The sequence below is a fragment of the Pseudomonas sp. NFACC56-3 genome (genome assembly GCF_900100025.1).
GTDB classification, from domain to species: domain Bacteria; phylum Pseudomonadota; class Gammaproteobacteria; order Pseudomonadales; family Pseudomonadaceae; genus Aquipseudomonas; species Aquipseudomonas fluorescens_AA.
The window spans coordinates 1-25,102 of record NZ_FMTK01000028.1 but is presented as its reverse complement, the minus strand read 5'-3'; the positions used below and the strand labels follow the sequence as shown (position 1 = coordinate 25,102).

At 58.5% G+C, this 25,102-nt stretch carries 11 protein-coding genes; 7 read left to right on the top strand and 4 right to left on the bottom strand.

All coding sequences use genetic code 11. The features are described 5' to 3' along the window. Nucleotides 1-219 precede the first annotated feature (219 nt). Nucleotides 220-1,086 (top strand): carboxylate/amino acid/amine transporter, encoded by an 867-nt coding sequence (locus tag BLO80_RS26440; RefSeq protein ID WP_092333124.1) that lies wholly within the window; start codon nucleotides 220-222, stop codon nucleotides 1,084-1,086. Between the two features lie 116 nt (nucleotides 1,087-1,202). Here the strand turns inward: BLO80_RS26440 and BLO80_RS26435 are convergent, their stop codons facing one another. Then, nucleotides 1,203-2,501, bottom strand: coding sequence for a mechanosensitive ion channel family protein (locus BLO80_RS26435; RefSeq protein ID WP_092333122.1), 1,299 nt, complete (start codon nucleotides 2,499-2,501; stop codon nucleotides 1,203-1,205). 193 nt (nucleotides 2,502-2,694) lie between these two features. On the opposite strand from BLO80_RS26435, the gene BLO80_RS26430 reads away from it, so the two are divergent. After that, nucleotides 2,695-4,041 (top strand): DEAD/DEAH box helicase, encoded by a 1,347-nt coding sequence (locus tag BLO80_RS26430; RefSeq protein ID WP_060738709.1) that lies wholly within the window; start codon nucleotides 2,695-2,697, stop codon nucleotides 4,039-4,041. A 243-nt stretch (nucleotides 4,042-4,284) separates the two neighbouring features. Here BLO80_RS26430 and BLO80_RS26425 read toward each other — a convergent pair whose 3' ends face one another. Next, the gene (locus tag BLO80_RS26425) at nucleotides 4,285-4,557 is read right to left on the bottom strand and encodes a hypothetical protein (protein WP_092254920.1); all 273 of its coding nucleotides are present in this window, start codon (nucleotides 4,555-4,557) and stop codon (nucleotides 4,285-4,287) included. Between the two features lie 220 nt (nucleotides 4,558-4,777). Between BLO80_RS26425 and BLO80_RS26420 the strand changes: the two genes are divergently transcribed. From BLO80_RS26420 to BLO80_RS26405, 4 genes are all read left to right on the top strand, one after another. Continuing rightward, a complete protein-coding gene (locus BLO80_RS26420; protein WP_092333120.1) occupies nucleotides 4,778-7,267 on the top strand; it encodes a PQQ-binding-like beta-propeller repeat protein in 2,490 nt (829 codons plus the stop codon). A gap of 323 nt (nucleotides 7,268-7,590) precedes the next feature. Continuing rightward, nucleotides 7,591-9,297: a ShlB/FhaC/HecB family hemolysin secretion/activation protein gene (locus BLO80_RS26415; protein WP_092333117.1), complete on the top strand. Its 1,707-nt coding sequence runs from the start codon at nucleotides 7,591-7,593 to the stop codon at nucleotides 9,295-9,297. Between the two features lie 24 nt (nucleotides 9,298-9,321). After that, entirely contained in the window at nucleotides 9,322-22,626 is a 13,305-nt protein-coding gene (locus BLO80_RS26410) for a two-partner secretion domain-containing protein (RefSeq protein WP_092333077.1), read from the top strand. Then, complete coding sequence (locus BLO80_RS26405) at nucleotides 22,626-23,051, top strand: hypothetical protein (RefSeq protein WP_092333075.1); 426 nt, start codon at nucleotides 22,626-22,628, stop codon at nucleotides 23,049-23,051. The genes BLO80_RS26410 and BLO80_RS26405 overlap by 1 nt, the downstream gene beginning before the upstream one ends. Here BLO80_RS26405 and BLO80_RS26400 read toward each other — a convergent pair. Both BLO80_RS26400 and BLO80_RS26395 read right to left on the bottom strand, forming a co-directional pair. After that, complete coding sequence (locus BLO80_RS26400) at nucleotides 23,042-23,590, bottom strand: RNA 2'-phosphotransferase (RefSeq protein WP_092333073.1); 549 nt, start codon at nucleotides 23,588-23,590, stop codon at nucleotides 23,042-23,044. The two genes, BLO80_RS26405 and BLO80_RS26400, sit on opposite strands and share 10 nt — an antisense overlap. A 664-nt stretch (nucleotides 23,591-24,254) precedes the next feature. Continuing rightward, nucleotides 24,255-24,515 (bottom strand): hypothetical protein, encoded by a 261-nt coding sequence (locus tag BLO80_RS26395; RefSeq protein WP_092333071.1) that lies wholly within the window; start codon nucleotides 24,513-24,515, stop codon nucleotides 24,255-24,257. Between the two features lie 139 nt (nucleotides 24,516-24,654). Here BLO80_RS26395 and BLO80_RS26390 point away from each other — a divergent pair, with 139 nt between their 5' ends. Then, on the top strand, nucleotides 24,655-25,050 hold the full coding sequence (locus BLO80_RS26390) for a hypothetical protein (RefSeq protein WP_092333069.1): 396 nt from the start codon (nucleotides 24,655-24,657) through the stop codon (nucleotides 25,048-25,050). Nucleotides 25,051-25,102: the final 52 nt, after the last annotated feature.

Sequence of the window (25,102 nt, the reverse complement as noted above, 5' to 3'; positions counted from 1 at the left end):
TGGCAATGCCTGCCGACAGCAAAGCGGTAAGCAGGCCTATAGATCACCGGTTAAAACAGCTCTTGTTCCGATTTGACGTCGCCACAACGATGCTCTCCCTTTCGATCATGAAGTACTGCTTTTTTTGCCTGCTGCGACGGGGCTGGCCAGTTTCTATTATCTGCTCGTTACCGTCCTCAAAAAACGCTATCTTCGCCGCCATCTGAAACGAGGGGCGATATGGGCTATCTACTTTTTGTGACATTGATCCAGGCATTTTCCTTCAGCCTGATCGGCGAGTACCTGGCTGGGCATGTCGACAGTTACTTCGCTGTACTGGTACGGGTCCTGTTGGCCGGGCTGGTGTTCATTCCGCTGACCCGCTGGCGTCAGGTGGAGCCGTCGTTCATGCGCGGCATGCTGTTGATCGGTGCCTTGCAGTTCGGCGTGACCTACGTCTGCCTGTACCTGAGCTTCCGAGTATTGACGGTGCCCGAGGTGCTGCTGTTCACCATCCTTACGCCTTTGCACGTGACCTTGATCGAGGATGCGCTGAACCGGCGCTTCAATCCCTGGGCGTTGATCGCGGCGCTGGTGGCCGTGGCCGGCGCGGCGGTGATTCGCTACGACCGGATCAACCCGGATTTCTTCATGGGCTTTTTGCTGCTGCAACTGGCCAACTTCACCTATGCGGCCGGGCAGGTGCTCTACAAACACCTGGTGGCCCGTCACCCGAGCGACCTGCCGCACTACCGGCGTTTCGGCTATTTCTATCTCGGTGCGTTGATGGTGGCGTTGCCGGCATTCCTGCTGTTCGGCAAGGCCAATTTCTGGCCAGAAGCGCCGTTGCAATGGGGCGTGCTGGTGTTCCTCGGCCTGGTTTCCACCGCACTGGGGTTGTACTGGTGGAACAAAGGCGCCTGCCTGGTCAACGGCGGGACGCTGGCGGTGATGAACAACCTGCACGTGCCGGTGGGGCTGCTGATGAACCTGCTGATCTGGAACCAGCACGAGGCGTTGGGGCGGTTGCTGCTGGGTGGGGCGGTGATACTGGCGGCGGTGTGGATCAGTCGGTTGGGGGTACGCCAGTCTCAGCTTTCACACTGAATCCCCTTGTGGGAGCGGGCTTGCTCGCGAAGGCGGAGTGTCAGGCAACAAATATATCGACTGAGGCGACGCCTTCGCGAGCAAGCCCGCTCCCACATGGAGATCTTGGCTGAGGGTCAGATCACTTGCTTCTGCGGCTCCGGCAGGTGACTCGCCCCCAACACCGCCGGCAGCAACCCTGAACGCAAGTCCATGCCGCTGGGCTGCTGGTACAGGTTCAATCCGAACTCCGGCATCACCGCCAGCAGGTAATCGAAAATATCCCCCTGGATGCGTTCGTAGTCCGCCCACGCCGTGGTGCGGGTGAAGCAGTAGATTTCCAGTGGGATACCCTGGGCGGTGGTTTGCATCTGCCGGACCATGCAGGTCATGTTCGGCTGGATCTCCGGGTGGCTCTTCAAATAGGCCAGGGCATAGGCGCGGAAGGTGCCCAGGTTGGTCATCCGCCGACGGTTGGCCGACATCGCCGCGACGTTGCCCTGGGCCTCGTTCCAGGCCTTGAGCTCGGCCTGCTTGCGGCCGATGTAGTCGGTCAGCAGGCGCACCTGGGTCAGGCGCTGTTCTTCCTCGTCATGCAGGAAGCGCACGCCGCTGGCATCGATGAACAGGCTGCGCTTGATCCGTCGCCCGCCGGACTGCTGCATGCCGCGCCAGTTCTTGAACGACTCGGACATCAGCCGCCAGGTCGGGATCGAGACGATGGTCTTGTCGAAGTTCTGCACCTTCACCGTGTGCAGCGTGATATCCACCACATCACCGTCGGCGCCGACCTGGGGCATCTCGATCCAGTCGCCGACCCGCAGCATGTCATTGCTGGTCAACTGCACGCTGGCGACGAATGACAGCAGGGTGTCCTTGTAGACCAACAGGATTACCGCCGACATCGCACCCAGGCCCGATAGCAGCAACAGCGGCGAACGGTCGATCAGCGTGGCGACGATGATGATCGCGCCAAACACATACAGCACCATCTTCGTCAGTTGCACGTAGCCCTTGATCGAGCGGGTACGCGCATGTTCGGTGCGGGCGTACACGTCCAGCAGGGCGCTGAGCAGGGCACTGAGGCTCAGCACCATGAACAGGATGGTGAACGCCAGGGCGACGTTGCCCAGGAACATCATGCTGGTCTTGCTCAGTTCCGGCACCAGGTGCAAGCCGAACTGGATGATCAGTGACGGCGTCATCTGCGCCAGGCGATGGAAGACTTTGTTCTGGCGCAAGTCGTTGACCCAGTGCAGGGCCGGTTGACGCCCAAGCAGCTTGGCCGCGTGCAGGATCAGGTAGCGCGCCACCCGTCCCAACACCAGGGCGATGACCAGCAGCAATATCAGGGCGAGGCTGGAATGCAGGAGCGGGTGCTGGTCAAGGGCACCCCAGAGGTCTTGGATGTTGACCCAGAGTTGTTTGATGTCCATGGACGAAACGGTTCTTCTATAAAGACGCGACGGGACGATTAGAGCATTTAAGCCCGGTCAAGTGACCGTCGATGACAAATCGGCTTATAAAAATGCACCGATTTACCGCCGTTTGTATAAAGAAACTCGGCCTTGGCGCTCGAAACCGTTACCCTATGCAGCTGTTTTTTTGCATTTCTTCGAGGTAGCACCCGTGTTTTCCCAATTCGCCCTGCACGAACGCCTGCTCAAAGCCGTGGCCGAGCTTAAATTTGTCGAGCCAACGCCGGTGCAGGCAGCGGCTATTCCGCTCGCGCTCCAGGGGCGTGACTTGCGGGTGACGGCGCAAACAGGCAGCGGCAAGACCGCCGCGTTCGTGCTGCCGATCCTCAACCGCCTGATCGGTCCGGCCAAGGTCCGCGTCAGCATCAAGACCCTGATCCTGCTGCCGACCCGCGAACTGGCCCAGCAGACCTTGAAGGAAGTGGAGCGCTTCTCGCAATTCACCTTCATCAAGTCCGGCCTGATCACCGGCGGCGAAGACTTCAAGGTCCAGGCCGCCATGTTGCGCAAGGTGCCGGACATCCTGATCGGCACGCCGGGGCGGATGATCGAGCAGTTGAACGCCGGCAACCTCGACCTCAAGGAAGTCGAAGTGCTGGTGCTGGACGAGGCCGATCGCATGCTGGACATGGGCTTTGCCGAAGACGTGCAGCGCCTGGTGGACGAATGCGTCAATCGCCAGCAGACCATGCTGTTCTCCGCCACCACCGGCGGTTCGGGCCTGCGCGAGATGATCGCCAAGGTGTTGAACAACCCTGAGCACTTGCAGCTCAACGCGGTCAGCCAACTGAATTCCACCACCCGCCAGCAGATCATCACCGCCGACCACAACCAGCACAAAGAACAGATCGTCAACTGGTTGCTGGCCAACGAAACCTACGAAAAAGCCATCGTGTTCACCAACACCCGGGCCATGGCCGACCGCATCTACGGTCGCCTGGTGGCCCAGGAATACAAGGCGTTCGTGCTGCACGGCGAGAAAGACCAGAAGGACCGCAAGCTGGCCATCGACCGCCTCAAGCAGGGTGGCGTGAAAATCCTCGTCGCCACCGATGTCGCCGCCCGCGGCCTGGACGTGGATGGCCTGGACATGGTCATCAACTTCGACATGCCCCGTAGCGGCGACGAATACGTGCACCGCATCGGTCGCACCGGCCGCGCCGGCAATGACGGCCTGGCGATTTCGCTGATCTGCCACGGCGACTGGAACCTGATGTCGAGCATCGAGCGCTACCTCAAGCAGAGCTTCGAGCGCCGCACCATCAAGGAAGTCAAAGGCACCTACGGCGGACCGAAAAAGGTCAAGGCCTCGGGCAAGGCCGTGGGTGTGAAAAAGAAAAAGGTCGACGCCAAGGGCGACAAGAAGAAAACCGGCGCCAAGGCCCCGACCAAGCGCAAGACCGCCAACCGCCCGAAGACCGACGCCCCATCGCTGGTCAGCAAGGACGGCATGGCCCCGCTCAAGCGCCGCAAGCCAGAGGCGCCTGCGGCTGAGTGAAGCGGCGGTAGGGCTTCATGAAAAAAACCGGACCTTGGGTCCGGTTTTTTATGGGTGAAACTAAAATGTAAGTTTGGTGCAGACCCCTGTGGCGAGGGAGCTTGCTCCCGCTAGGCTGCGTAGCGGCCCAATGGTGCGAGTTCACCATTTTTCCGCAGTGAGACTTGGTTTTTGGGGGCGCTACGCACCCCAGCGGGAGCAAGCTCCCTCGCCACAAAAGCTGACTGTGCCCGGTTCGAGCAATCACCCAGCCTTCTTCTCCGCCTGCTTCAACTCTTCCAGACGTTTATCGATCAACTGGCACTTATCCGGCAGATCCTTGCTGGCGGTCTCCAGGTTCATGGCCTGCAACTCATCATTGATTTCCTTGGCCTTGGCCGGGTTCTGCTCGGTGAGCTTGGACACTTCCTGGGCCAGCTGTTCACGTTTGAGGGTGGCTTCGTCAGGCGTGCAAGCCCAGGCGGGCAGGGCGCAGGTCAGGGTGGCTGCGAGGGTGAGTTTCAAGAGGGTTTTCATGGCAGGGCCTCGTATTCCTTGTTAGGCAGGTAATGGGTTGAGGCCGGTCTCGGGTGGAAAGTTCATTGGCCACCGTCCTGATGGCTTTCTTTTTCGCAATTCCCTCGCCGATATTAAACCGTCGTCTACCATGGAAAATGTGACAGGTAGCGCTGAACCTGCAACGCTGGAGTGCTCCTGTCAGATGTTGGATCTTCATTAACTCAAAGGAATGAAAGCGATGAACCTTAGAGCGATATCCAGTCGGCTGGTGTTGTGCCTGTGTAGTTTATTCGCGGTCTCATCAAGTTATGCAGAAAGTGTAGTCATCGCCACTCCGCAAAGAGGTGTGGGGATCGAAGTGGACGTATTCGACAGTCCTGATGCCCTCAATGGAAAACCGTCTGCAACCAGCAACGTGCCATCCACTTCGGTTGGGTTGTTTACACCCGCGGTGCAATCGTTCAAAGGCAAGATGTATATGTTCTGGGTCAGCGATAGCGATACCGCTCATATCTATTTTTCCACTTCGGCGCAGGGAAATAACTGGTCTGCCCCACAGTCCATCCCCGTCGCCAATATCTTGGGTAATGTTTCAGTCACGGTGTTCAAGCAAAAGCTGATACTGACCTTTACCGACCAGGCTCAAATAAATAGCATCAGTTCCGAAGATGGCATGACTTGGTCCGACGCTAGCCCTGTCACGGCCTCCAGTGATGCCGCCTATAACAGTCCTGTGGTGTACAACGGACAATTGTTTGTCTTCTACTGCGAGGAGGACGACGACACGGTTTACTACGTGACCTCGGACGATGGTCTTCAGTGGAGCCAGCCAAATCTCGGGTTCAAGGCAAACGCTTACAGGGTCCTGAGCATAGTGCCGGTGGTATATAACGGTGAACTGTTGCTTTACTACTCTTATGACGTTGGCCATTTGGCCGTGCGTGCTTACAACCGCAGTGCTCAGTGGGGCGATGAGCAAACGCTGTCGGGCATCGCCAATGAGCTTCTCCTGAGCCGTGCCACAATGATCGGCAACCGCATTTTCATCAGCAGTGGCACGAATACGTTTGCTTCAATCGACGGAGTCAACTGGAGCCCCTATTTTTCCAAGACGTTCCCCGGGGATTTGACGGGCGCGCCGGGGCTGGGCGTTTCCTATGCCATTACCACGAGCGATCTGACAGCAGACAACCCACAACTGCCTGCGGACCTGGCAACGGGTCTTAGCCATACCGACTATGCGACGTTCGCCTGGCGGAGCTTTTTCGCGCTGAACAATACGGCCAAGACCCCGTTGCCGGCTAACCGTGGCGTCGGCAATCCCACCGGCAGCTTTGCCGATTCGGGCAAGGCCTCACAATCTCCCAATCCCTTGTTGTGGCAAACCTTCGCTCACCGTACCGAGCTGTTTCCGGCGGGAAAACAAAAAAACTCCGCTGGCGGTCCTATACGTCCGTTTGGTTCCGACCCGCAATACAGCTACATCAATTTCCCCACTGGGGTGCCCTTGGCGGCTGGCGCCACCTATGCTCATTACAACAATCTGGACGAGGCGACCCAGATAGGTCAGAACGCGATATTTTTCCCGGTCAACCCGCCGAATGCGGCGAAGACAGGAAACGACTACGCACCTTCAAACGACAGCCAGATCCTGTTCGAGGCCAAGGCGAACCCCGTCGTTTACGAATATGCGAAAGGCCTGACCAGTTTCCCGGATACTAATGTAGTGCTGCCCGACGGCGCGGTGGAGGTCAAGGCGGCATGGCGCAAGCTGGCAGACATTCCGGTACAGAATCGCGGGCGCTACCATACAGCGACGGTGGTGACCTACCAGGGCAAAGACGATACGCCGGTGGCGCACAATGAAGACTACGCGTTGGTTGCCCTGCATATCATCCACAAGACGCCCAACTACCCGACCTTCATATTCGCCACGTTCGAGCATGAGGATGCCCTGACGTTGTCCGATGGCAAGTCGCCGAGCGGACTCTACTACATCGCCAATTACAACGAGATTGCCTACCCCGGTTCCGATACAAATCCCCCAACGGCCACTTTCTCTGACGGCAGCAAAACCCATACGGTTTCTTTACCGAAGGCGGGGCCAGTCGCCAATTCGAACCTCAATCCTCCCGTCTACTCCAACAGTAATGGAATCCCCGAGGGGCAGGCAGGCCCGATTCGTGTCGTTCAACCGCTGACCATTTATTCCGAAGTTGCGGCGGTGAACAACCAGGTCAAGCAACTCATGGATAGCAGCAATGAGTTCGATAATTCGGTCTGGAAGCACTATCGGCTCAAAGGCGTGCAGGCCATCCCGTCGAGTACTCAAACCGATCCGGATTACTACCTGGCCAATATCATGGTCGAAAGCAGCCAGCCGGGGATTCAGCTGTTTCGTGGGAGCAACGTATTCCCGATCCCGAATAACAACACCCTGACCAATGCGCGCAACCAGCCGAACATCAAGGTGCCGGTTTATGACCACAGCACCCAAAGCCTGACCATGGGTGGTTGCATGGGGTGTCACGGCATTGCCCAGAGCTCGCTGAAACAAGGTTTCAGCTTCCTGTTCGACGCGATCAATCCCACGTTCAACAACGGTGTCACCGGCTTTGCGGGCCCAGAGACCGTAGGCTTACCTGATCCGCGCACCATGAAGGCAAGGGCGCTGAAATATTCTTTCGGTCCTCGGAACACGGCAGCCGTTGAGGAGGCAAGCAAGTAGTCGTCAACCCTCTGCCCTGCAGGGTATCCGTGCTTTCCGAGGCGAATGCCTAGCTCTTTCATAAAAGAACCGGACCTTGAGTCCGGTTTTTTATGAAGCCCCGTCGATACAAAATTACCCCGGCGAACGCTGCTTGTCCGTTTTGTCGGAGGTTTCCAGAGTTGCCTCGGGACCTTTCGTACCCCCGTACCGGCGCCATCCGATTTCAGATGAATGGTTCCAGAAATAGCCTTAAAGCCCAATTCATTTAGTTGACGTCAAAATGATGGCTCATTAATATCGCGCCACTATTTTGATGTCATTTTCCACTCGAGGGATCGAACATGTCCTCACCCGTCTTTTGGGCGAGGTTGTGCGTGGCTTTGCTGTGCCTTTCTCCGCTGACCCTGGCTCACGCCGCCCCCACTCCAGGCGAGACGGACCTGATCCGCGAGCGCCAGAACCGTTTGCTCGAAGAGCAGCGTCGTCGCCTGGAGGAACTCAAGGACCTGCCCGGCCAGGAGGCGAAGCCGGCCCAGCCGAGCGCACCTGTCGATACCCGTTGCTTCCCCATCAAGACCATCGAGCTCAAAGGCGCCAACAGTCTTTCCGCCAGCGAGCGCGAGCATCTGCTCAAGCCCTACATCGGCCAATGCCTGGGTGTGCCGCAGCTTAACGAACTGCTCAAAGTCATCACCGACCACTACATCGAAAAGGGGCTGGTCACCAGCCGTGCCTATCTGCCGCAGCAGGACCTGTCCGGTGGGCATCTGAGCGTACTGGTGGTGGAAGGGCGATTGGAAGGCTTGAAGGGCGCCGAAAACAGCCAGTTGTCGGACCGTGAGCTGGCGATGGCTTTTCCCGGCAAGGCCGGTGACCTGGTCAACCTGCGGGAGATCGAGCAGATGGTGGACCAGCTCAATCGCCTGCCGTCGAACCAGGCCAAGATGGAGCTGACCCCCGGCCAGGAAGTCGGTGGCAGTGAAGTGCGGGTCACCAATGAACCGAAAAAGCCTTGGCGCGCCGGCCTGTCGCGCAGCAACGACGGCCAGCGCAGCACCGGTGAGCAGCAGTGGGGCAGCAGCTTCGAGTGGGACAGCCCGCTGGGCCTGGCCGACCAGTTGATGTTGCGTGGCGGTCACGATGGGATGACCGATCACCAGCACACTTCCAACAACGCCATGCTTTATTACAACCTGCCTTGGGGCTGGTGGAACGTCAGCTACACCTACAGCCAGAGCGAATACCGCTCGCAAATCCCGGCCAACGGTTTCAACTTCAAGCAGACGGGCGACAGCCAGAACCATCAGTTGCGGGTCGAGCGGGTGATCCATCGCGATGCGCTGAGCAAGACTTCCCTCAACACCGGCCTTTCGTACCTGCGCACCAACAACTTCATCGAAGACAGCAAGCTTCGCGAGAGCAGCAATCGCATCAGCGAAGCGCAGTTCGGGATCAACCACGGACGGCGAGTCGGCAGTGCTTTCGTCAACCTCGACCTGGGCATGCAGGAGGGCATCGGTGCCCTGGACGCCCAGGGCGATCACGACCCGGGCCCTGGCGTGCCGGATGCGCGCTATCGCAAATACACCGCCACCGCCAGCTACCTGCAGCCTTTCAAACTGTGGGACGAGTCCTTCAGCTTCAGCAGCCTGATGACCGGCCAGCGCAGCGAAGACGTGCTGTTCAGCCCACAGCGCATGAGCCTGGGCGGGCAATCGTCGATTCGTGGCTACAAGGACCAATCACTGTCCGGCGACAGCGGCGGCTACTGGCGCAACGACCTGCGCTGGAGCCGCCCGGTGGCGGTGGAGTGGCTGCGCCCGGTGTTCGCCGAATACGGCACCAGCCTCGGCTATGACCAGGGCGTGATTCGCGGCGACCGCTACAACGGCGGGCAGCACGGGCGCATGTCGAGCAACTCGGTGGAGTTGTTCGCCCGCGGCGAGCACTTGAGCGCCAGTGTCACCTTCGCCCATTCCCTGGAACGCCCGGATGCCCTGACCGAGCGCGAAGCGCCGATCTACTTCCGCATTGATGCATTTCTCTAAATTTTGCTGCAACGAGACCTGAACATGGACGACCGCCAATACGCCTTCCTGGCCCGCCAACCTTCCGCAGCCCTGCACGCCCGTGACCGCTTCTGGGGCATGCCCAAGCGTGGCCTGGCGTTCCTGCTGGCCAACGTCATGTTCTGGCAACCGATGTGGGCCCAGGCAGACGGCATTGTCGTCAGCGCCCCGGGTACCGGCCTCAGTCAGGCAGGCAACGGCGTACCCATCGTCAACATCGCCAAACCCAACGGCAGCGGGCTGTCCCACAACCAGTTCAGCGACTACAACGTCGGCAGCAACGGCGTGATCCTCAACAACGCCACCGCCCGCACCCAGTCCACGCAACTGGGCGGGATCATTATCGGCAACCCGAACCTCAACGGCACGGCCGCCACCACCATCCTCAACGAAGTCAACGGCGGCAACCCCAGCCAGTTGCGCGGCTACACTGAAGTGGCCGGGCAATCGGCCCGCGTGATCGTGGCCAACCCCTACGGCATTACCTGCAACGGCTGCGGCTTCATCAATACCCCGAAGGCCACCCTGACCACCGGCAAGCCAATCATCGAGAACGGCCAGGTGAGCCGCTATCAGGTCGACCAGGGCAGCGTCGCCATCGAAGGCGCGGGCCTGAACGCCAACAACGTCGACAGTTTCGAAATCATCACTCGCAGCGCCAAGATCAACGCTGAGATTCAGGCCAAGAACCTGACCATCGTCACCGGGCGTAACGACGTCAACGCCGACACCTTGAGCGCCACGGCCCGCGCCGACGACGGCAGCGCCAAGCCGCAACTGGCTATCGACTCTTCGGCCCTGGGCGGTATGTACGCCGGCGCGATCAAACTGGTGGGCACCGAGGCCGGGGTTGGGGTGAAGCTGGATGGCAAGCTGATTGCCAGTGGCGGTGATATTCAGCTCGATGCCAACGGCCACCTGAGCCTGGCGCAGACCTCGGCCACCGGCACGATCAACGTCAAAGCCGCGAGCCTCGATGCCCAAGGCCCGGTCTACGCCGGCACCACGTTGAACGCCCAGACCCAGGGCAACCTGAGCAACCAGCAGAGTCTTGCGGCGCGGGACAGCGTTACGCTGAACGCGGACGGGCAGTTGACCAACAACGGCATCATCGAGGCTGGGGTTAATGCGGACAACACCCGCAACACCACGGGGGATGTGAGCCTGACGGCGCAGAGCCTGAATAACAATGGTCAGAGCGTTGTTGCCAGTCGTAACCTCACAGCCAACGTGGCGCAGACGCTGAGTAACCAGGGCGGAACCCTGAGCGGCGGGCAGACCACCACGGTCAACGCCGCGACCCTGGACAATCAAAGTAAAGGACGGGTACTCAGCAGCAATACACTGAACATCACCGCCAACACACTGCTCAATACCCAGGGCACAGTCAGCAGCAACGGCAACCTGACGGCCAATGTCGGGCAGTTGAATAACACCAGTGGCGAATTCACCGGCCTGAACGGCGTTACGTTGCGCGTTGCTTCGCTGGACAACGTAGCGGGTCTGGTCGCGGCGGGGCAGGGGTTGGATATCAACGCCAGCAGCCAAGTGAACAACCGCAGCGGCCGGATCACTTCAAGCAAGAGCGTGCAGCTCAGCGCTGCGTCGATGGATAACACCGCAGGCCGCTTGCTCAGTGACGGTGCGCTCACCGCCAGCATTTCGGCGCAGTTGCTGAATCAGGCGGGATTGCTGTCTTCGGCCGGACTGCTGACCCTCAACGCGGCGAGCCTGGACAACCGTCAGAGCGGCGTCGTCACCACAAGCCAGGCTGCCAGCCTCACCGTAGGCACGTTGGATAACCGCGGCGGTGAGCTGTCGAGCCAGGGTGCCCTGGCGCTGACCGGCACCGAGCTGAACAACGGCAACAGCGGCAAACTGATCGCCTACGACGACCTGCGCCTGACCCTGGAACGCCTGACCAACCAGAGCCAAGGGTTGATCTCCACCCGAGGCGCCCTGGCCGTCAATGCCGGGCAACTGGACAACCGCCAGGGCTCGCTTTACGCCCGGCAAGGGATGAACCTGGACCTGCGCGGGCAACTGCTCAATGCCCAAGGCAGCCTCAAAAGCGACACCAGCGCCAGCGTCAAAGCCGCCGGTATCAATAACGATGCGGGCCAGTTGACCAGCGTCGGTGCGTTGAACATCGACAGCGCCGCGAGCCTGAGCAACCTCGGCGGTAGCGTGATCAGCGGCGACACGCTGGCACTGAAGGCCGGTCAGGTGAGCAACACCTCCGGCCGCATCGCCAGTGCCAAAGCCCTGAATGCCAGCGTCACCGGGCTGGAGCAACAGAACGGCCAATTGGTCAGCAACACCAGCCTTACCCTCGATCTCAACCATGGGCAATTGAACAACCAGGGCGGGCTGATCAGCACCCCCGGCGCGCTGCTGTTGAACAACCTCGCCGCCGTGAACAACCGTGACGGCGAGATCTCCAGCGACAAGGCCTTCAGCCTGAATGCAAACAGCCTGGACAACAGTGCCGGCAAAGTCGTCAGCAAGCAGGGCCTCAACCTGACCATTGCCCAGGCGTTGAACAACGCCCAAGGATTGGTCTCGGCCAATGGCCTTGCCGTGCGCGCCGCCAGCCTGGACAACAGCAGCGGCACCTTGAGCAGCGACGCCGACCTGAGCGTGAACGTCGACGCAACGTTGACCAACCTGGAAGGCGAAGTGTCCAGTGCCGGTCTGACCCGGCTCAACGCAATGACCCTGAATAACCGCAACGGTCAGGTGCTGGGCGATAACGCCTTGAACATCAGCCTGGGCGGTGCGCTGGACAACCGCGAGGGCGTGCTCGGTTCGGGCAAGGTCGTGGACATCCAGGCCGCGAGCCTGAACAACGGCAACGCCGGCCAGGTGATCAGCGACGGCAGCCTGAGCGCACGCATCAGCGGCCTGCTGGACAACCAGAGCCAGGGCGAAGTGACCGCCAAGGGCGCACTCAGCCTGCAAACCGGTAGCCTCGACAACCGCGGCGGTCGCCTCACTGGGGTCGACCTGCTGACCGTGCGCAGCGATTCGCTCGACAACCGTGGCGGCAACATCCGCGCCGACAAAGCGCTGCAACTGGCGGTCGCGCAACTGGACAACCGTAACAACGGGATCATCACCGGCAAGGCCGGCGTCGGTGTCGAAGTCACGCGGCTGGACAACAGCGGTGGCCTGCTGAGCAGCGTCGGCCCGCTGAACTTGAAGGCCAATGAGGTGCAAAACGCCCTTGGCCGCATCTCCAGCCAAACCGACCTCACCGCGCTGATCGATACCCTGCAACAGCAGGGCGGCGCGCTGGTTTCACAAGGCAACCTGAGCCTGACTGGCAGCGTTCTGGATAACCGCAACGGTGGCTTGGTCGGCACCACAAAAGCGCTGGATTTGCAGGTTGGGCAAGTCGATAACCGGGCGGGCGAGCTGTCCGCAGGGCTGGACGTCAAGGTCGGCGGTCAACGCCTGGACAACAGCGACGGCGGCAAACTGATTGCCGGCAGCGCGCTTGAATTGAAAGTCGCGCAACTGATCAACCAGACCAAAGGCCTGATCCACGCCCAAGGCCGCCTCACGCTCACAGGCAGTACGCTGGACAACAGCGGTGGCGCACTCAGCAGCCTGAATGCTTTGGTGATCACACTCGACAACGCATTGTTGAACAACAAAGGCCTGATCAGCAGCGAAGGTGAACTGACCGTCAACGCCGGCAGCCTCGACAACGCCGCTGGCAGTCTGGGCAGCGCCGGTGCGTTGTCCATCGTCAGCCAGGGTGGGCTGATCAACCAGGGTGGCTCCATCAGCACCGACGCTGGCCTGAGCCTCAAAAGCGCCAGCCTGGACAATAGCCAGAAAGGCCTGATCTCGAGCAGCGCCGCCACTGAGGTCCGCACTGGCGCTTTCAATAACAGTCAAGGTGGCCGCCTGACCTCGGGCAACACCCTCAAGCTCACCGCCGCTCAGGTGAACAACGCCGCCGGCCGTATCGCCAGCAGCCAGGCCTTGAGCGCATCGGTCACCGGGCTGGATCAACAGCAAGGGGAGTTGTTCAGCAACACCAGCGTCAGCCTGGACATGAACCAGGGCCAGTTGAACAACCAGGGCGGCCTGATCAACGCCCCGGGCCTGTTGCTGCTGAGCAACCTCAAGGACGTCAACAACCAGGGCGGTGAAATTTCCAGCCGGCTAGCGTTCACCCTGGCGGCGCGGAACCTCGATAACAGCGGCGGCAAGCTGCTCAGCAATCAAGGCCTGGTCCTGAGGACAGCCCAGGCCCTGAACAACGCCAAAGGGATCATCTCGGCCGCGTCCGTGGACAGCCACAGCGCCAGCCTGGATAACAGCGATGGCTTGGTCAGCAGTCTCGATCAGCTCGATTTGAACGTAGATGCACTGCTCGACAACCAGCGCGGTTCGCTGATCGCCGACGGCGCGCTGACATTGAACGCTGATCGCCTGGACAACCGTGCCGCCAGCATCGCCGGCAAAGCCGGGCTCAACGTTACCGTCACCGCGCTGGATAACCGTCAAGGCACGCTGGTCAGCACCACGGACCTGACCCTGAAGGCATCCAGCCTCGACAACCGCCAGGCCGGTTTGATCGGCGCGACAAAAGTGCTGGATCTCAACGTTGACGACCTCGACAACCGTGGCGGCGAGCTGAGCGGTAACACTGGCGTCACACTGGTGAGCAAAAACCTCGACAACAGCGACAGCGGCCAAATATTCGCCGGGCAAAGCCTGAAGCTCACCGTGGATAAGCTGCTCAACCGGACCAAAGGCCTGCTCAGTGCCAAAACCCAATTGAGCCTCGACGGCGGTTCCCTGGACAACAGCGGCGGCTATCTGGTCAGCCAGCAGAACCAACGCATTGACCTCAGTGGCGACCTGATCAACACCCAGGGCCAACTCAGCAGCGAAGGTACCCTCGACGTCAGCGCCGCCAACCTGAGCAACAGCGGCGGCAGCTTGTCCAGCGCGGCGAACCTCACCGTTAAAAGCCTGGGCCGCCTCGACAACCAGGGCGGCGAACTGGTGACCGACGGCGCGTTGTCGCTCAGCGGCACGGCCCTGGACAACCGTCAGCAAGGCAGTATCAGCGGCAAAGGCGCGGTCAACGTCACCACCGGCGCGTTCGACAACAGCCAGAGTGGACGCCTCAACAGTGGCAGCACGCTGAACCTCAAGGCGGCCCAGGTCACCAACCAGGGCGGCGGCCGCATCGGCAGCCAGGGCGCGTTGACTGCCTCGGTTTCCGGCCTGGATCAGCAGGGCGGGCAATTGTTCAGCAATACCTCGCTGAGCCTGGACTTGAACAACGGCCAGCTCAACAACCAAAACGGCCTGATCAACGCCCCCGGTACGTTGCTGCTGAAAAATCTGCTCGGTGTGAACAACCAGGGCGGTGAAATCTCCAGCGCCCAAGCCTTCACCCTGGCGGCACAAAACCTCACCAACGATGGCGGCCGGCTGCTCAGCAACCAGGGCCTGACCCTGCGCATCGCCCAGGCGCTGAACAACGTCAAAGGCCTGATCGGCGCGGCAACCGTCGATGCCCACGCCCAGAGCCTGAACAACAACGGGGGTGTCCTCACCAGCCGCGGCAACCTCGTCCTGGCGATCGATCAGCAACTGGATAACCAGGCCCAAGGTCTCATCAGCGCCGCGCAATTGCTCACGCTCAACAGCGGCGATTTGAACAACCAGGGCGGCAGCGTGTTGGCCAGCGGTGCCTTGCTGCTCAACGCCATGGCGCTCAACAACAGCGCCAACGGCCTGATCAATGCTCAGGGTGACCTCACGCTGACTGCCAACGCGCTGGACTCCAGCGACGGCGGCGAAGTGTCGGCCAAGGGCGATATGAACCTGACCCTCGCGGCGCTGACCCAAAACGGCGGACGTCTGTTGGGCGAACAAGCCATGGCGCTGAACCTGGGCGGCCATGACCTGAACAACCGCAATGGCCTGATCACCGCTAAAGGTCCGCTGACCTTCAACGGCCTGCGCAACCTGAACAACCAGGGCGGCGAAATTTCCAGTAGCCAGAGTTTCACGCTCAGCGGTCAGACACTCGATAACAGCGGCGGCAAACTGATCAGCAGCCAGAGTTTGAGCCTAAAGGGCGATAGCTTGGTCAACCAGAACGGCTTGATCTCTGGATGGCAAGACTTGCAGGTCAGTGGCAGCAGCCTGGACAACCGCAACAACGGCACGCTCTCCAGCCGCAATGGAGACGTCGGCGTCACCCTCAGCGGAGCTCTGCTCAACAGCGCTGCCGGTGCGCTGGTCGGCCAGAAAAAACTCACTGTCAGCGCCGCCAGCCTGGATAACCGGGGCGGGATTCTGTCCAGCGGTGGCGACCAGATCCTGACCGTCACTGGCGGTTCGCTGAACAACGCCCAAGGCGGCTTGATCGACAGCGGCGCCATTCTGGTCATGAAGGCCATGACCCTGGGCAATGCCGGCGGCACCGTCAATGCACAACAAGCCCTGAGCTTCACCGGCACCAGCCTGGACAACAGCGGCGGCAACCTGATCGGCAACGCCGCCGTGACCCTGGACCTGCTCGGCGCCCTGACCAACACCACGGGCAAGATCGCCAGCGCCGGCCCGCTGCGGGTCGAACGCGCCACGCAGATCAACAACCAGGGCGGCCAGATCGCCAGCCAGGGCCTGCTGACCCTGCTCACCGGCGGCCTGGACAACCGCAATCGCGGCACCGTTGCGGCCAATGATCAGCTCATCATGAACACCGCTGGTGCGGTGCAGAACGACGCCGATGGCTTGATCTACAGCCAGAACGGCGGCGTGGAAATCGACGCGGCCAGCCTTACCAACGGCAAGGGTGTGGTGCAAAGCCAAGGCGGGTTGAAACTCACGGTCGATGCGGACATCGATAACCAGAGCGGTCGAATCCAAGCCAAGACCGGTGACGTGACTGTCGTCGGGCGCAACCTGGACAACCGCGGCGGCGTGCTCGCCAGCGTCCAAGGCCTGCTCGCCACCCAACTGAGCGGCGTGCTGAAAAACGGCTACGACCTGAACAACAACCGCCAGGGCGGCATCACCCAGGCCCAGCGCCTGAACCTGATCGCCCTCGGTGGCCTCGACAACTACGGCGGGCGCATCTCAGCTCAGACCGGTGACGCCACCGTCACCACCCGCAACTTCGACAACCGCAACGGCGGGCTTTATGCCAAAGGCAAGGTCAACGTCAGCGGCAACGATTTTGACAACAGCGGCGACAACGACGGCCAGATCGCCGGCAGCCAGATCGACCTGAACCTCACCGGCGCGTTGAACAACCGCCTGGGGATTATCGAGAGTGACAGCACCCTGGCGATCAAGGCGGCGAGCCTGGATAACCAGACCGGGCAGTTGCGTGCCTTGGGTGGGAGCGGCACGACCAACTTCCAGATTGGCGGCCTGTTCGATAACCGCAATGGCACGCTGGAAACCGCCAACAATGGCCTGATCCTCAACGCCGCCAACTTCCAGAACCAGGGCGGCAGCCTGTTACACGTGGGCAGCGGCAACTTTGATATCTCCACCGCCAACCTCACCAACGCCGGCGGCAGCCTCGTCACCCGCGGCGGCTTGACGCTGACCGCCGACAGCTGGACCAACAGCAGCGTGATCCAGGCCGGACGCCTGACCGTCAACGTGAACAACCTGACTCAGACCGGGACCGGGCAGTTGCTGGCTTCTACCAGCCTGGTGGGGAACGGGGGGAATTGGAGTAACGATGGGCTGATTGCCAGTGATGGTTCGATCAGTCTGGCGTTGGGGGGAAGCTACGGAGGCAGCGGGCGGATGTCGAGTCTCGGTGGTATCGACCTGACCGCAGCGCAACTGAACTTGGGCGCGGTTTCCAGCATCGCTGGCGGTGGTGACACCACGGTAAACATCGGTGGACAACTGACCAATGCCGGGCGCCTGACCTCCAGCGCAAACCTGACCGTCCAGGCCGGGAACCTCATCAATTCCGGTACCCTGGGTTCGGCCCGGAACCTCGTATTGAAAACCCCTTCGCTGCTCAATGACCGCGGGTTGGTATTCAGCGGTGCGGACATGACGCTGGGCGTGAGCAACTTCACCAACCAGAGCGGTGATCTTTACGGGTTGGGGAATGTTTTGATGGGGGGCTATGGCGGCGCCGCACGAGCCGCCAGTGTGAACAACGTCTCCGGCTCGATGGAGAGCGGCGGCACATTCACGATCAACGCCGATGGGTTCCAGAACCGTACCGAGGGCGCGGTGGCGTCTGGTGGGCGCAAGCTGATTTCGGGGTTTATCGCCAATATATGTAATGACTGCAAAGGGGACTATTACACCTTCACGCTGGCGGCCCGTGAGGTCTTTGAAAGTGTTGACAACGACACCAGTGCCTCGGCGCTGCTGACGGCCGGCAAGGATTTCGTGTTCCAAGGCAGCAGCTTTCTCAACAGTAAAAGTACGGTGAGCGCTGGCGGCAATATCAACATTGTGGCCGACAACGTACAGAACATCGGTGCGCAGAACGGAACCATCGAGCGCACGCGCATGTACCAAGTCGCAGGTATGAGTGACGGCGGTACCGGGCGGTTCTTCGCCAACGTCCTGACGCCTTACAACCAGCGCAATAACCCTGATTTCCCATATGTCTATTACCTTGATCTGGACGGGAATATTCACAAGGCCATCCCCAAATCGACTCGCTACAGGGAAGGGGGGCGAGACGGTGAATCGTTTTCCGTGGTGGCTCTTACAGATGTCGATACAGGGGCCACTGTCAAAACACGTGGAGACTACAACCTCGTACTGCCCGGGCTGAGCTACGGCTTCGAAAACACCACGCAATCCCAGTACGACCCGAACAACCTGCTTCAGATGCCAAACCTGGATCAGTACAACCTTCTAAGTGACATCGAAATCGTCAAAGACAGTTCCGGCGCCGCCAGTACAGTCGGCAGCCGTAACGCCGTTATCCAGGCCGGCGGTAACGTCTCGATCACCGCAACCAAAGACCTGCAGAACAGTGTCATCCATGAGGACTACGCCGCCAGTGGCGGTACCAACAAGGTTGCAGACACCAAGGCCAGCGGCACCGGCACCACGGTTGTAAGGATCAACAATCAGCTGCCACCTGATCGCGCCCAGCAGCAGGTGAACCCGCTGAGCCTTCCTGGTTTCGCCTTGCCCTCCGGGCAAAACGGTCTGTTCCGCTTGAGCGGCCAAGGTGGTTCGACTCAACAGGCCACCCAGGCCAGCACCGGCTCGCAAAACTGGAGCATGGGCAGCGCCTCGATCAGCACCCGCCAGCGTCAACAAGATCTGCCCGATGCTCAAGCCCGTGATGTCCAGGTAGGTGCTATCGCGGCGGTGGGCACCAGTGATCGGCAACTGGCCCTGATCGCTCGTCAAGCCAACGACAGCAACGTGAGCGCCAGTACGCTCAACGTCAGCGCGCCCGTTGAAGGCAGTCACTCGCTGCCAATGCCAAGTCGCAACGGCGACGTCGGCGCCGGGACTCAAGTGGCCGCCGTGAATGTCACGGGTACCAACCTGCTCCCTACGGCACAGGTCGTCCCACAGGTGGGCAATGCGGTGGATACGCCAGCCGCCAGCCAGGCGGTCGTGCGCGTTCAAGGTGTACCGGAGACTTCCTTCAAGTCCAATCCGCAGAAGTACCTGATCGAGACCAACCCCGTACTCACCGACCTCAAATCCTTCATGAGCTCGGACTACCTGCTGCAAAACCTCGGCTACGACCCGGACCAAAGCGCCAAACGCCTGGGCGATGGCCTCTACGAACAGCGCTTGATCCAACAGGCGGTCGTTGCCCGCACCGGCCAGCGTTTCATCGACGGTCAGACCAGCGACGAAGGTTTGTTCAAGTACCTGATGAACAACGCCATCGCCAGCAAGCAGGAGCTCGGCCTGTCGGTGGGCGTGACGCTGACTTCGGAACAAGTCGCCGCGCTGACCCACGACATCGTCTGGCTCGAAGAGCACGAAGTGAATGGTGAAAAAGTTCTGGTGCCGGTGCTGTACCTAGCCCAGGCCGAAGGCCGCCTCGGGCCGACCGGTGCGCTGATCGCCGGTAATGACGTGACGCTGATCGCTGGTCAAAACCTCGATAACGTCGGCACCCTGCGCGCCGCCAACAACCTGTCGGCGACCGCGGGCAACGACCTGGTCAACAGTGGTTTGATCCAGGCCGGTAATCGTCTGGACCTGTTGGCGGTCAACAACATCGCCAACCAGGCTGGCGGGATCCTCGCCGGGCGTGACGTCAACATCAAGGCGGTGATGGGAGACGTCGTCAACGAGCGTACCGTGACCACCGCAAACTACAGCCGGCGACAGGACTTCATGGACAGCGCCGCCCGTATCGAGGCTGCCAATGATCTGGACATGGGCGCCGGACGCGATATCAAGAGTGTCGGCAGCGTCATGGTCAGTGGGCGTGACACCACGATCGATGCCGGCCGGGACGCAATCATTGTCTCAGCCCAACAGGAAAGTGCCAGCAACAATGGCGTTCGCAAAAGCGCGGTGACGCAGTTCGGCTCCAGCGCCCAAGCAGGTCGTGACCTGGTCGTGAACGCTGGCCGGGATCTCAACGCCATCGCCAGCCAACTCGGGGCCGAGCGCAACGTCGCACTGACCGCCGGGGAGAATATGACCATCTCCTCCGCGGCTGACGAAACCCACTCTTATTCCAAAACGAAAAAAGTCACCATCCAGGAAGATCACGTCAAACAGATCGGCAGCGCCATCACCGCTGGTGGTGACGTGACGATGGGGGCCGGAAAAGACATGGCCATCATCTCCAGCCGCATCAGCGCCGGGGACGAGGCTTATCTGGTGGCGGGCGAAAACCTCGACGTATTGGCGGCGCAGGACAGTGACTATTCGCTGTACGACAAGAAGAAAAAAGGCAGTTGGGGGAAAAAGAAGACCAAGCATGACGAGGTGACCAAGGTCACGAACGTGGGGAGTGAAATCACTGCGGGCGGTGATCTGACGTTGGTCAGTGGGGATGACCAGCGGTATCAGGCTGCGAAGCTGAACAGTGGGGGTGACCTGACTGTGCAGAGTGGAGGGGCGATTACCTTTGAGGGTGTGAAGGATCTGGTCCAGGAGACGCATACCAAGAGCAATGGCGATGCGTTCTGGACCTCATCGAAAGGAAAGGGCAACACCGACGAAACCCTGCGCCAGACCCAGATGGTGGCCAAAGGCAACATCGTGATCAAAGCGGTTGATGGCTTGCAAATCGATGTTAAACAGGTCAATCAGCAAACCGTCAGTCAGGCCATCGATGCGATGGTCAAGGCCGATCCGCAACTGGCCTGGTTGAAACAGGCTGAAGCACGCGGCGATGTGGATTGGCGGCTGGTCAAGGAAATCCACCAGTCATTCAAGTACGAGAATTCGGGACTTGGCCCGGCTTCGCAGATGATCATTGCTATCGTCATGGCGGCTGTTGTCGGCCCTGCTGCCCTGAGCGCTTTTGCCAGTCTGGGGACCATCGGATCCGCAGGTCTTGCGGCGATAGCTACTGGTGCCGCGACGAATGCGACGACCAGCTTCATCAACAATGGGGGAAATCTTGGGGCGGTGTTCCAGGACGTGACGTCTTCGGATGCGCTTAAAGGTTATGTCATTTCAGGAGTGACGGCTGGGCTAACAGCTGGTGTCTTTGACGGCATGCTGAAAACAACGACTAATCCGATTACGGGGAAAGTTACCGTTGATCTGAGCAGTCTGGAAGGGGTCGGTCGATTCGCAGGAAATCAGATTCTGCAAGGCGAAACATCTGCGCTGCTGGGCAAGGCGCTCGGGCAAGGGGGGAGTGGAAGTGACGCGCTGAAAGGGGCCTTATTCAACACCTTGGCGGCAGCTAGCTTCAATGCAGTAGGTGACTATACAAAAGGAATAATTGACGACGGCTCCCTGCAGAAAATCGCTCTACACGCGATGGTGGGAGGGTTGCTGGCTAAAGCCACTGGCGGGGATTTCAAAACTGGCGCCTTGGCGGCAGGAGCGAATGAGGCCCTGGTAGCAGACTTGGATAATCTGGTCAAAGGTAATGAAAACCTCCTGACGATGAGTTCTCAGATCGTCGGGATCTTGGCCGCCACGGCGCAAAAGGACGTCGATTCCAGCACGCTGGAGAAGGCTGCGTGGATTGCAAAGAATGCTTCGCAGTACAACAGGCAGTTGCACAAAGAAGATCGCGAGCTCGCCAAGCAACTGGCGGCGCGCAGTGGTGGAAAGTACACGGCCGAGCAAATCGAAGAACAGCTACGTCTTTCCAATGTTGAGGGCACTGACATTCATGCAGGCGACATAGTCGCCACCAAGGATGGTATTTACGATCCTTCGGCAAAATGGGTGGACCTGGGTAACGGTCAATTTGTCCAGCAATTAGCGAAGCCCGATCTGGACCTCATAGCCTATATCCGTGCATCGGCCAGCAACTACACATGGGCGGCGTTCCCTGCTGCTCCTGATTACGATTGGAGCAAAACACCAAATGTCAGTGATGAGGTGCGTGATCGCCTCTCGGGTCGTGTGCTTGATGCTCAGGGTGGTTTCCGCTCGCCAGTTCTCGTAGATGGAGAGGCGTTCAACCCACGCTTCCTGCCTTGCGGTGATGCTTCGTGTGTTGCAAGCGGGGCCGCCATCGACCTTAAGGATCCAGAAACGCAGCGCTGGATCAGCGCAGGAGACGCAAAGGCGGCGAAAGATGCCTTGGCAGTTGGGTCACTCGTGCCTTTGCCGATGGCGTGGGTGGGTAAGGTCTTGGGATCTATTTTTGGGAAAGGAGTTGCGAGCGAGGCGATAGGTGGGGGAAGCTCTGCTGTTGTGACAAAAGGTTTGGGGGAGGTAGGGGGAGCGAAAGGTGTAGGCAACACAGCAACTTATGCAGCTGATGACATTCGCTTCTCGCAGAATACCGTTTCGTTCAATAAGACGGACCGGATTTCTGGCACGAACTACACCTACGACGATTTAGTTCAGAGCATGAAAACCGATGGCTGGAAAGGTGATCCGGTTGATGTGGTGAAAATGCCCGATGGTAAGCTGACTAGTATGGACAACACTCGAATTGCTGCTGCCAGAGAAGCGGGGATTGCCGTGAATGCTAGCGTTCGTGGATTTGACGATCCGTTGACGCCCGTTATTCAAAAGGCTAGAGGGTGGGAGAGTTTTAGTACTTGGGGTGAGGCGATTAGTTCTCGTATAAATAAACAGTCAGGAGGCTTCTCTTCCTCCAACCCTTACGGTTCATCAGATTTGCCACGTGTTACTGGAGGAGGTAGGTAATGAAGCCTTTTTTGTATGAGCTTCCAATTTTGCCGAATGGATTTAAATTTCCCGCTGATTACTTGAGTGTAGTTATGGCGGATGAGTGTTCGGATATAGAGCCGTGGAGGTTTTTATCGAAAGACATGGCGTTATCTCTTTCCTACTATGGTTCTATGCTTTTGAAATTTCCAGGGAGTGCTCTGGTTCCATTTGCAATTATTCATGACGAGTCTGGACTGTATAATGATGGCTGGGTAATTCTCGCTTGCTTTGATGGAGGCGGGGAGGGGGATCCAAGTGTTCGGATTTATGATTACTCAAGGCCGAAATCAAGTCCTTGGGATAACTTTTCTTACTCTTGTTTCTCTGAATGGTTTAGCGCTGCCAAAGAAGAGTCCGCTCGTTATAAATCTGATCGAGTCGAAGACGAAGGCTATTCCTGATGTATAAAAGAAATGGAGACGCTACTAGTTAACCAAACGTCATTCTCACTCAGAAAAAATTTTAAGCCCTGCTGATGCATTCGTAGGGCTTCAATTTTTAGCACTACAGGTTTTCCATATCGCTGTCCCACCGATGCGGCAGTCGCCATGTCTTGTGATAAATGTACGTGATGGCGAGAACCCGCAATTAATCCTTTTTTCTGAATTGACTCTAGAAAGCGAGTTGCTGTTCCGTGATATAAAAACTCGGGCGGCTCTTTCTCAATATACCGGAGCTTTACGCTTTCAATTGAATGGCCCTGCACGGCGCGAATGTATTGCGCATCGTTAGAAATGGCAAAGCGTTTCTTATCGCTGTTGCTGACCACAGTCAGGATCAATTCTCGATTTAAAACACGCCCTTCCTCAGCGGCGCCTGCAATTAATAAATTAATTTCTGCCCAGCCTTCCATGTCCAGCTGAAGTCCAATGGACTGCGGTTCATGTCGCAATACATAGCTGAGAAACTTACTGACCTCGTTGAGCTGTTTGCTGTTCATGATTGCTATTTTAACTCTGGGCTGAATACAAAAAATCGTTTTGTCTGGTGTTTCAAAATCTTCGCATAGGGCGAGCACAGAGAAAAAGGGACACCCATTAGCCTGCTAGATAATTCTCATATCTATTTTTCAAGGTGTGCGGCGAAAAAAATTTTTTCACTCTCCCTTTCTTCACTCTGAGTTGGCTCCGTTTAGATGCTGTTGGCGTCATTTTGACGCACTTTTCAGAACTGCGCCACGAGAAGGGACAGGGACCTTGCCTCGCGGGAGGCGGCTAGACAGTCGGCAGATTTAAAAGGGCGCTCGACGATTGAGTGCATTGGGTTTTTAGGGAACCTCAGGCTTCCTCTGCGAGGTGTCCGGTTCGGGTCTGCTGCGCAGCGGGAACAAAGCCCTCGCCACGGGTAGTGTCTGGATGTGGGAGATCACTCTGGTGTGTCGGCCGGATCTCCTGCCCCGGAACGAAATGCGAAAAAGGGGAAAGATTTGAATGGCACTTCCTTAGCGGCTAAACGATTGAACTGCGAAACATGAAGAAGGGGTGGTATTAGGCTACGGTGGTAGTTGCGAACACACACCAGCGAACTATGAGTTTGATAGTGTCCGTTGACTGCAGCTTACTTATTGAACTTGAAGCGGGCGACCCTCAAGTCGCCCTTTCTCCTTACTCCGCCGCCTGCGCCCGCAACCGTCTCCCAAGCACATCCATCACATCACACCCATCGCGAAGCGATATCGTCAGCAGTTTGCAGAAATCAGAAAGCACTAGCGTGTCAGAGCTGATATCTGAACGAAAGGCGATATTTTCCAGCAGCTGAGTCACTGTGCGGATGCGATAGTCGGCGGTTTCGAAGAGGACGTCGAGTGGGGCTTCGGTGTCGATCAGCAGGGTTGCTGGGGCGATGTCGATACCGGTGATGGGCATATATCAGGAAAAGGGGACAGATTTATTTTTCAAGGCATGCATCGAAAATAAATCTGTCCCCTTTTCTTCTTGATGTTCCCAAAGCGGCCACAGGGACCACATATAACCCAGAAATAAAATTCCTAATTGGGAAGCCATGATGACTGTCAAGTTTTTTGATGAAATAGTTCGCGATTCATTTGGTCTATGGATATCTGCTCTTTTTAGCACAATTGGTTCATGGAACCCTGAATTTACATTTGAACAGCGAAAAGATGCGTTTTTTTACATGATTGAGTATTTGCTGGTTAGTGGTAAGATAAAATTCATTAAGCCCGGGGCCGATTGCTATGTTTCCCCAGATAATCCCTGTCCAAAGCTTTCTATTTACGATGAAGCAGCCCATTGGGATTTAGATGTGAAGAAGATTGTGTCTTACCTAAGAGATTGTTGGGCAGAAAGTGCAGAATCTGAAAATGATAGCGAGCTAACAGCTTATTTTTATGAAATTCCAGGAGTGATTTGGATAGATGAGGGCGGGTGTTTTTTTGAATGAAAAAGGGGACAGATTTATTTAGGTCAGGAAAATAAATCTGTCCCCTTTTCTC

Bases quoted from the DNA above. Each gene is read 5' to 3' on its own strand.
- BLO80_RS26395 (WP_092333071.1), bottom strand. From the start codon at position 24,515: ATGCCCATCACCGGTATCGACATCGCCCCAGCAACCCTGCTGATCGAC.
- BLO80_RS26440 (WP_092333124.1), top strand. From the start codon at position 220: ATGGGCTATCTACTTTTTGTGACATTGATCCAGGCATTTTCCTTCAGC.
- BLO80_RS26425 (WP_092254920.1), bottom strand. From the start codon at position 4,557: ATGAAAACCCTCTTGAAACTCACCCTCGCAGCCACCCTGACCTGCGCC.
- BLO80_RS26390 (WP_092333069.1), top strand. From the start codon at position 24,655: ATGACTGTCAAGTTTTTTGATGAAATAGTTCGCGATTCATTTGGTCTA.
- BLO80_RS26415 (WP_092333117.1), top strand. From the start codon at position 7,591: ATGTCCTCACCCGTCTTTTGGGCGAGGTTGTGCGTGGCTTTGCTGTGC.
- BLO80_RS26410 (WP_092333077.1), top strand. From the start codon at position 9,322: ATGGACGACCGCCAATACGCCTTCCTGGCCCGCCAACCTTCCGCAGCC.
- BLO80_RS26405 (WP_092333075.1), top strand. From the start codon at position 22,626: ATGAAGCCTTTTTTGTATGAGCTTCCAATTTTGCCGAATGGATTTAAA.
- BLO80_RS26420 (WP_092333120.1), top strand. From the start codon at position 4,778: ATGAACCTTAGAGCGATATCCAGTCGGCTGGTGTTGTGCCTGTGTAGT.
- BLO80_RS26400 (WP_092333073.1), bottom strand. From the start codon at position 23,590: ATGAACAGCAAACAGCTCAACGAGGTCAGTAAGTTTCTCAGCTATGTA.
- BLO80_RS26435 (WP_092333122.1), bottom strand. From the start codon at position 2,501: ATGGACATCAAACAACTCTGGGTCAACATCCAAGACCTCTGGGGTGCC.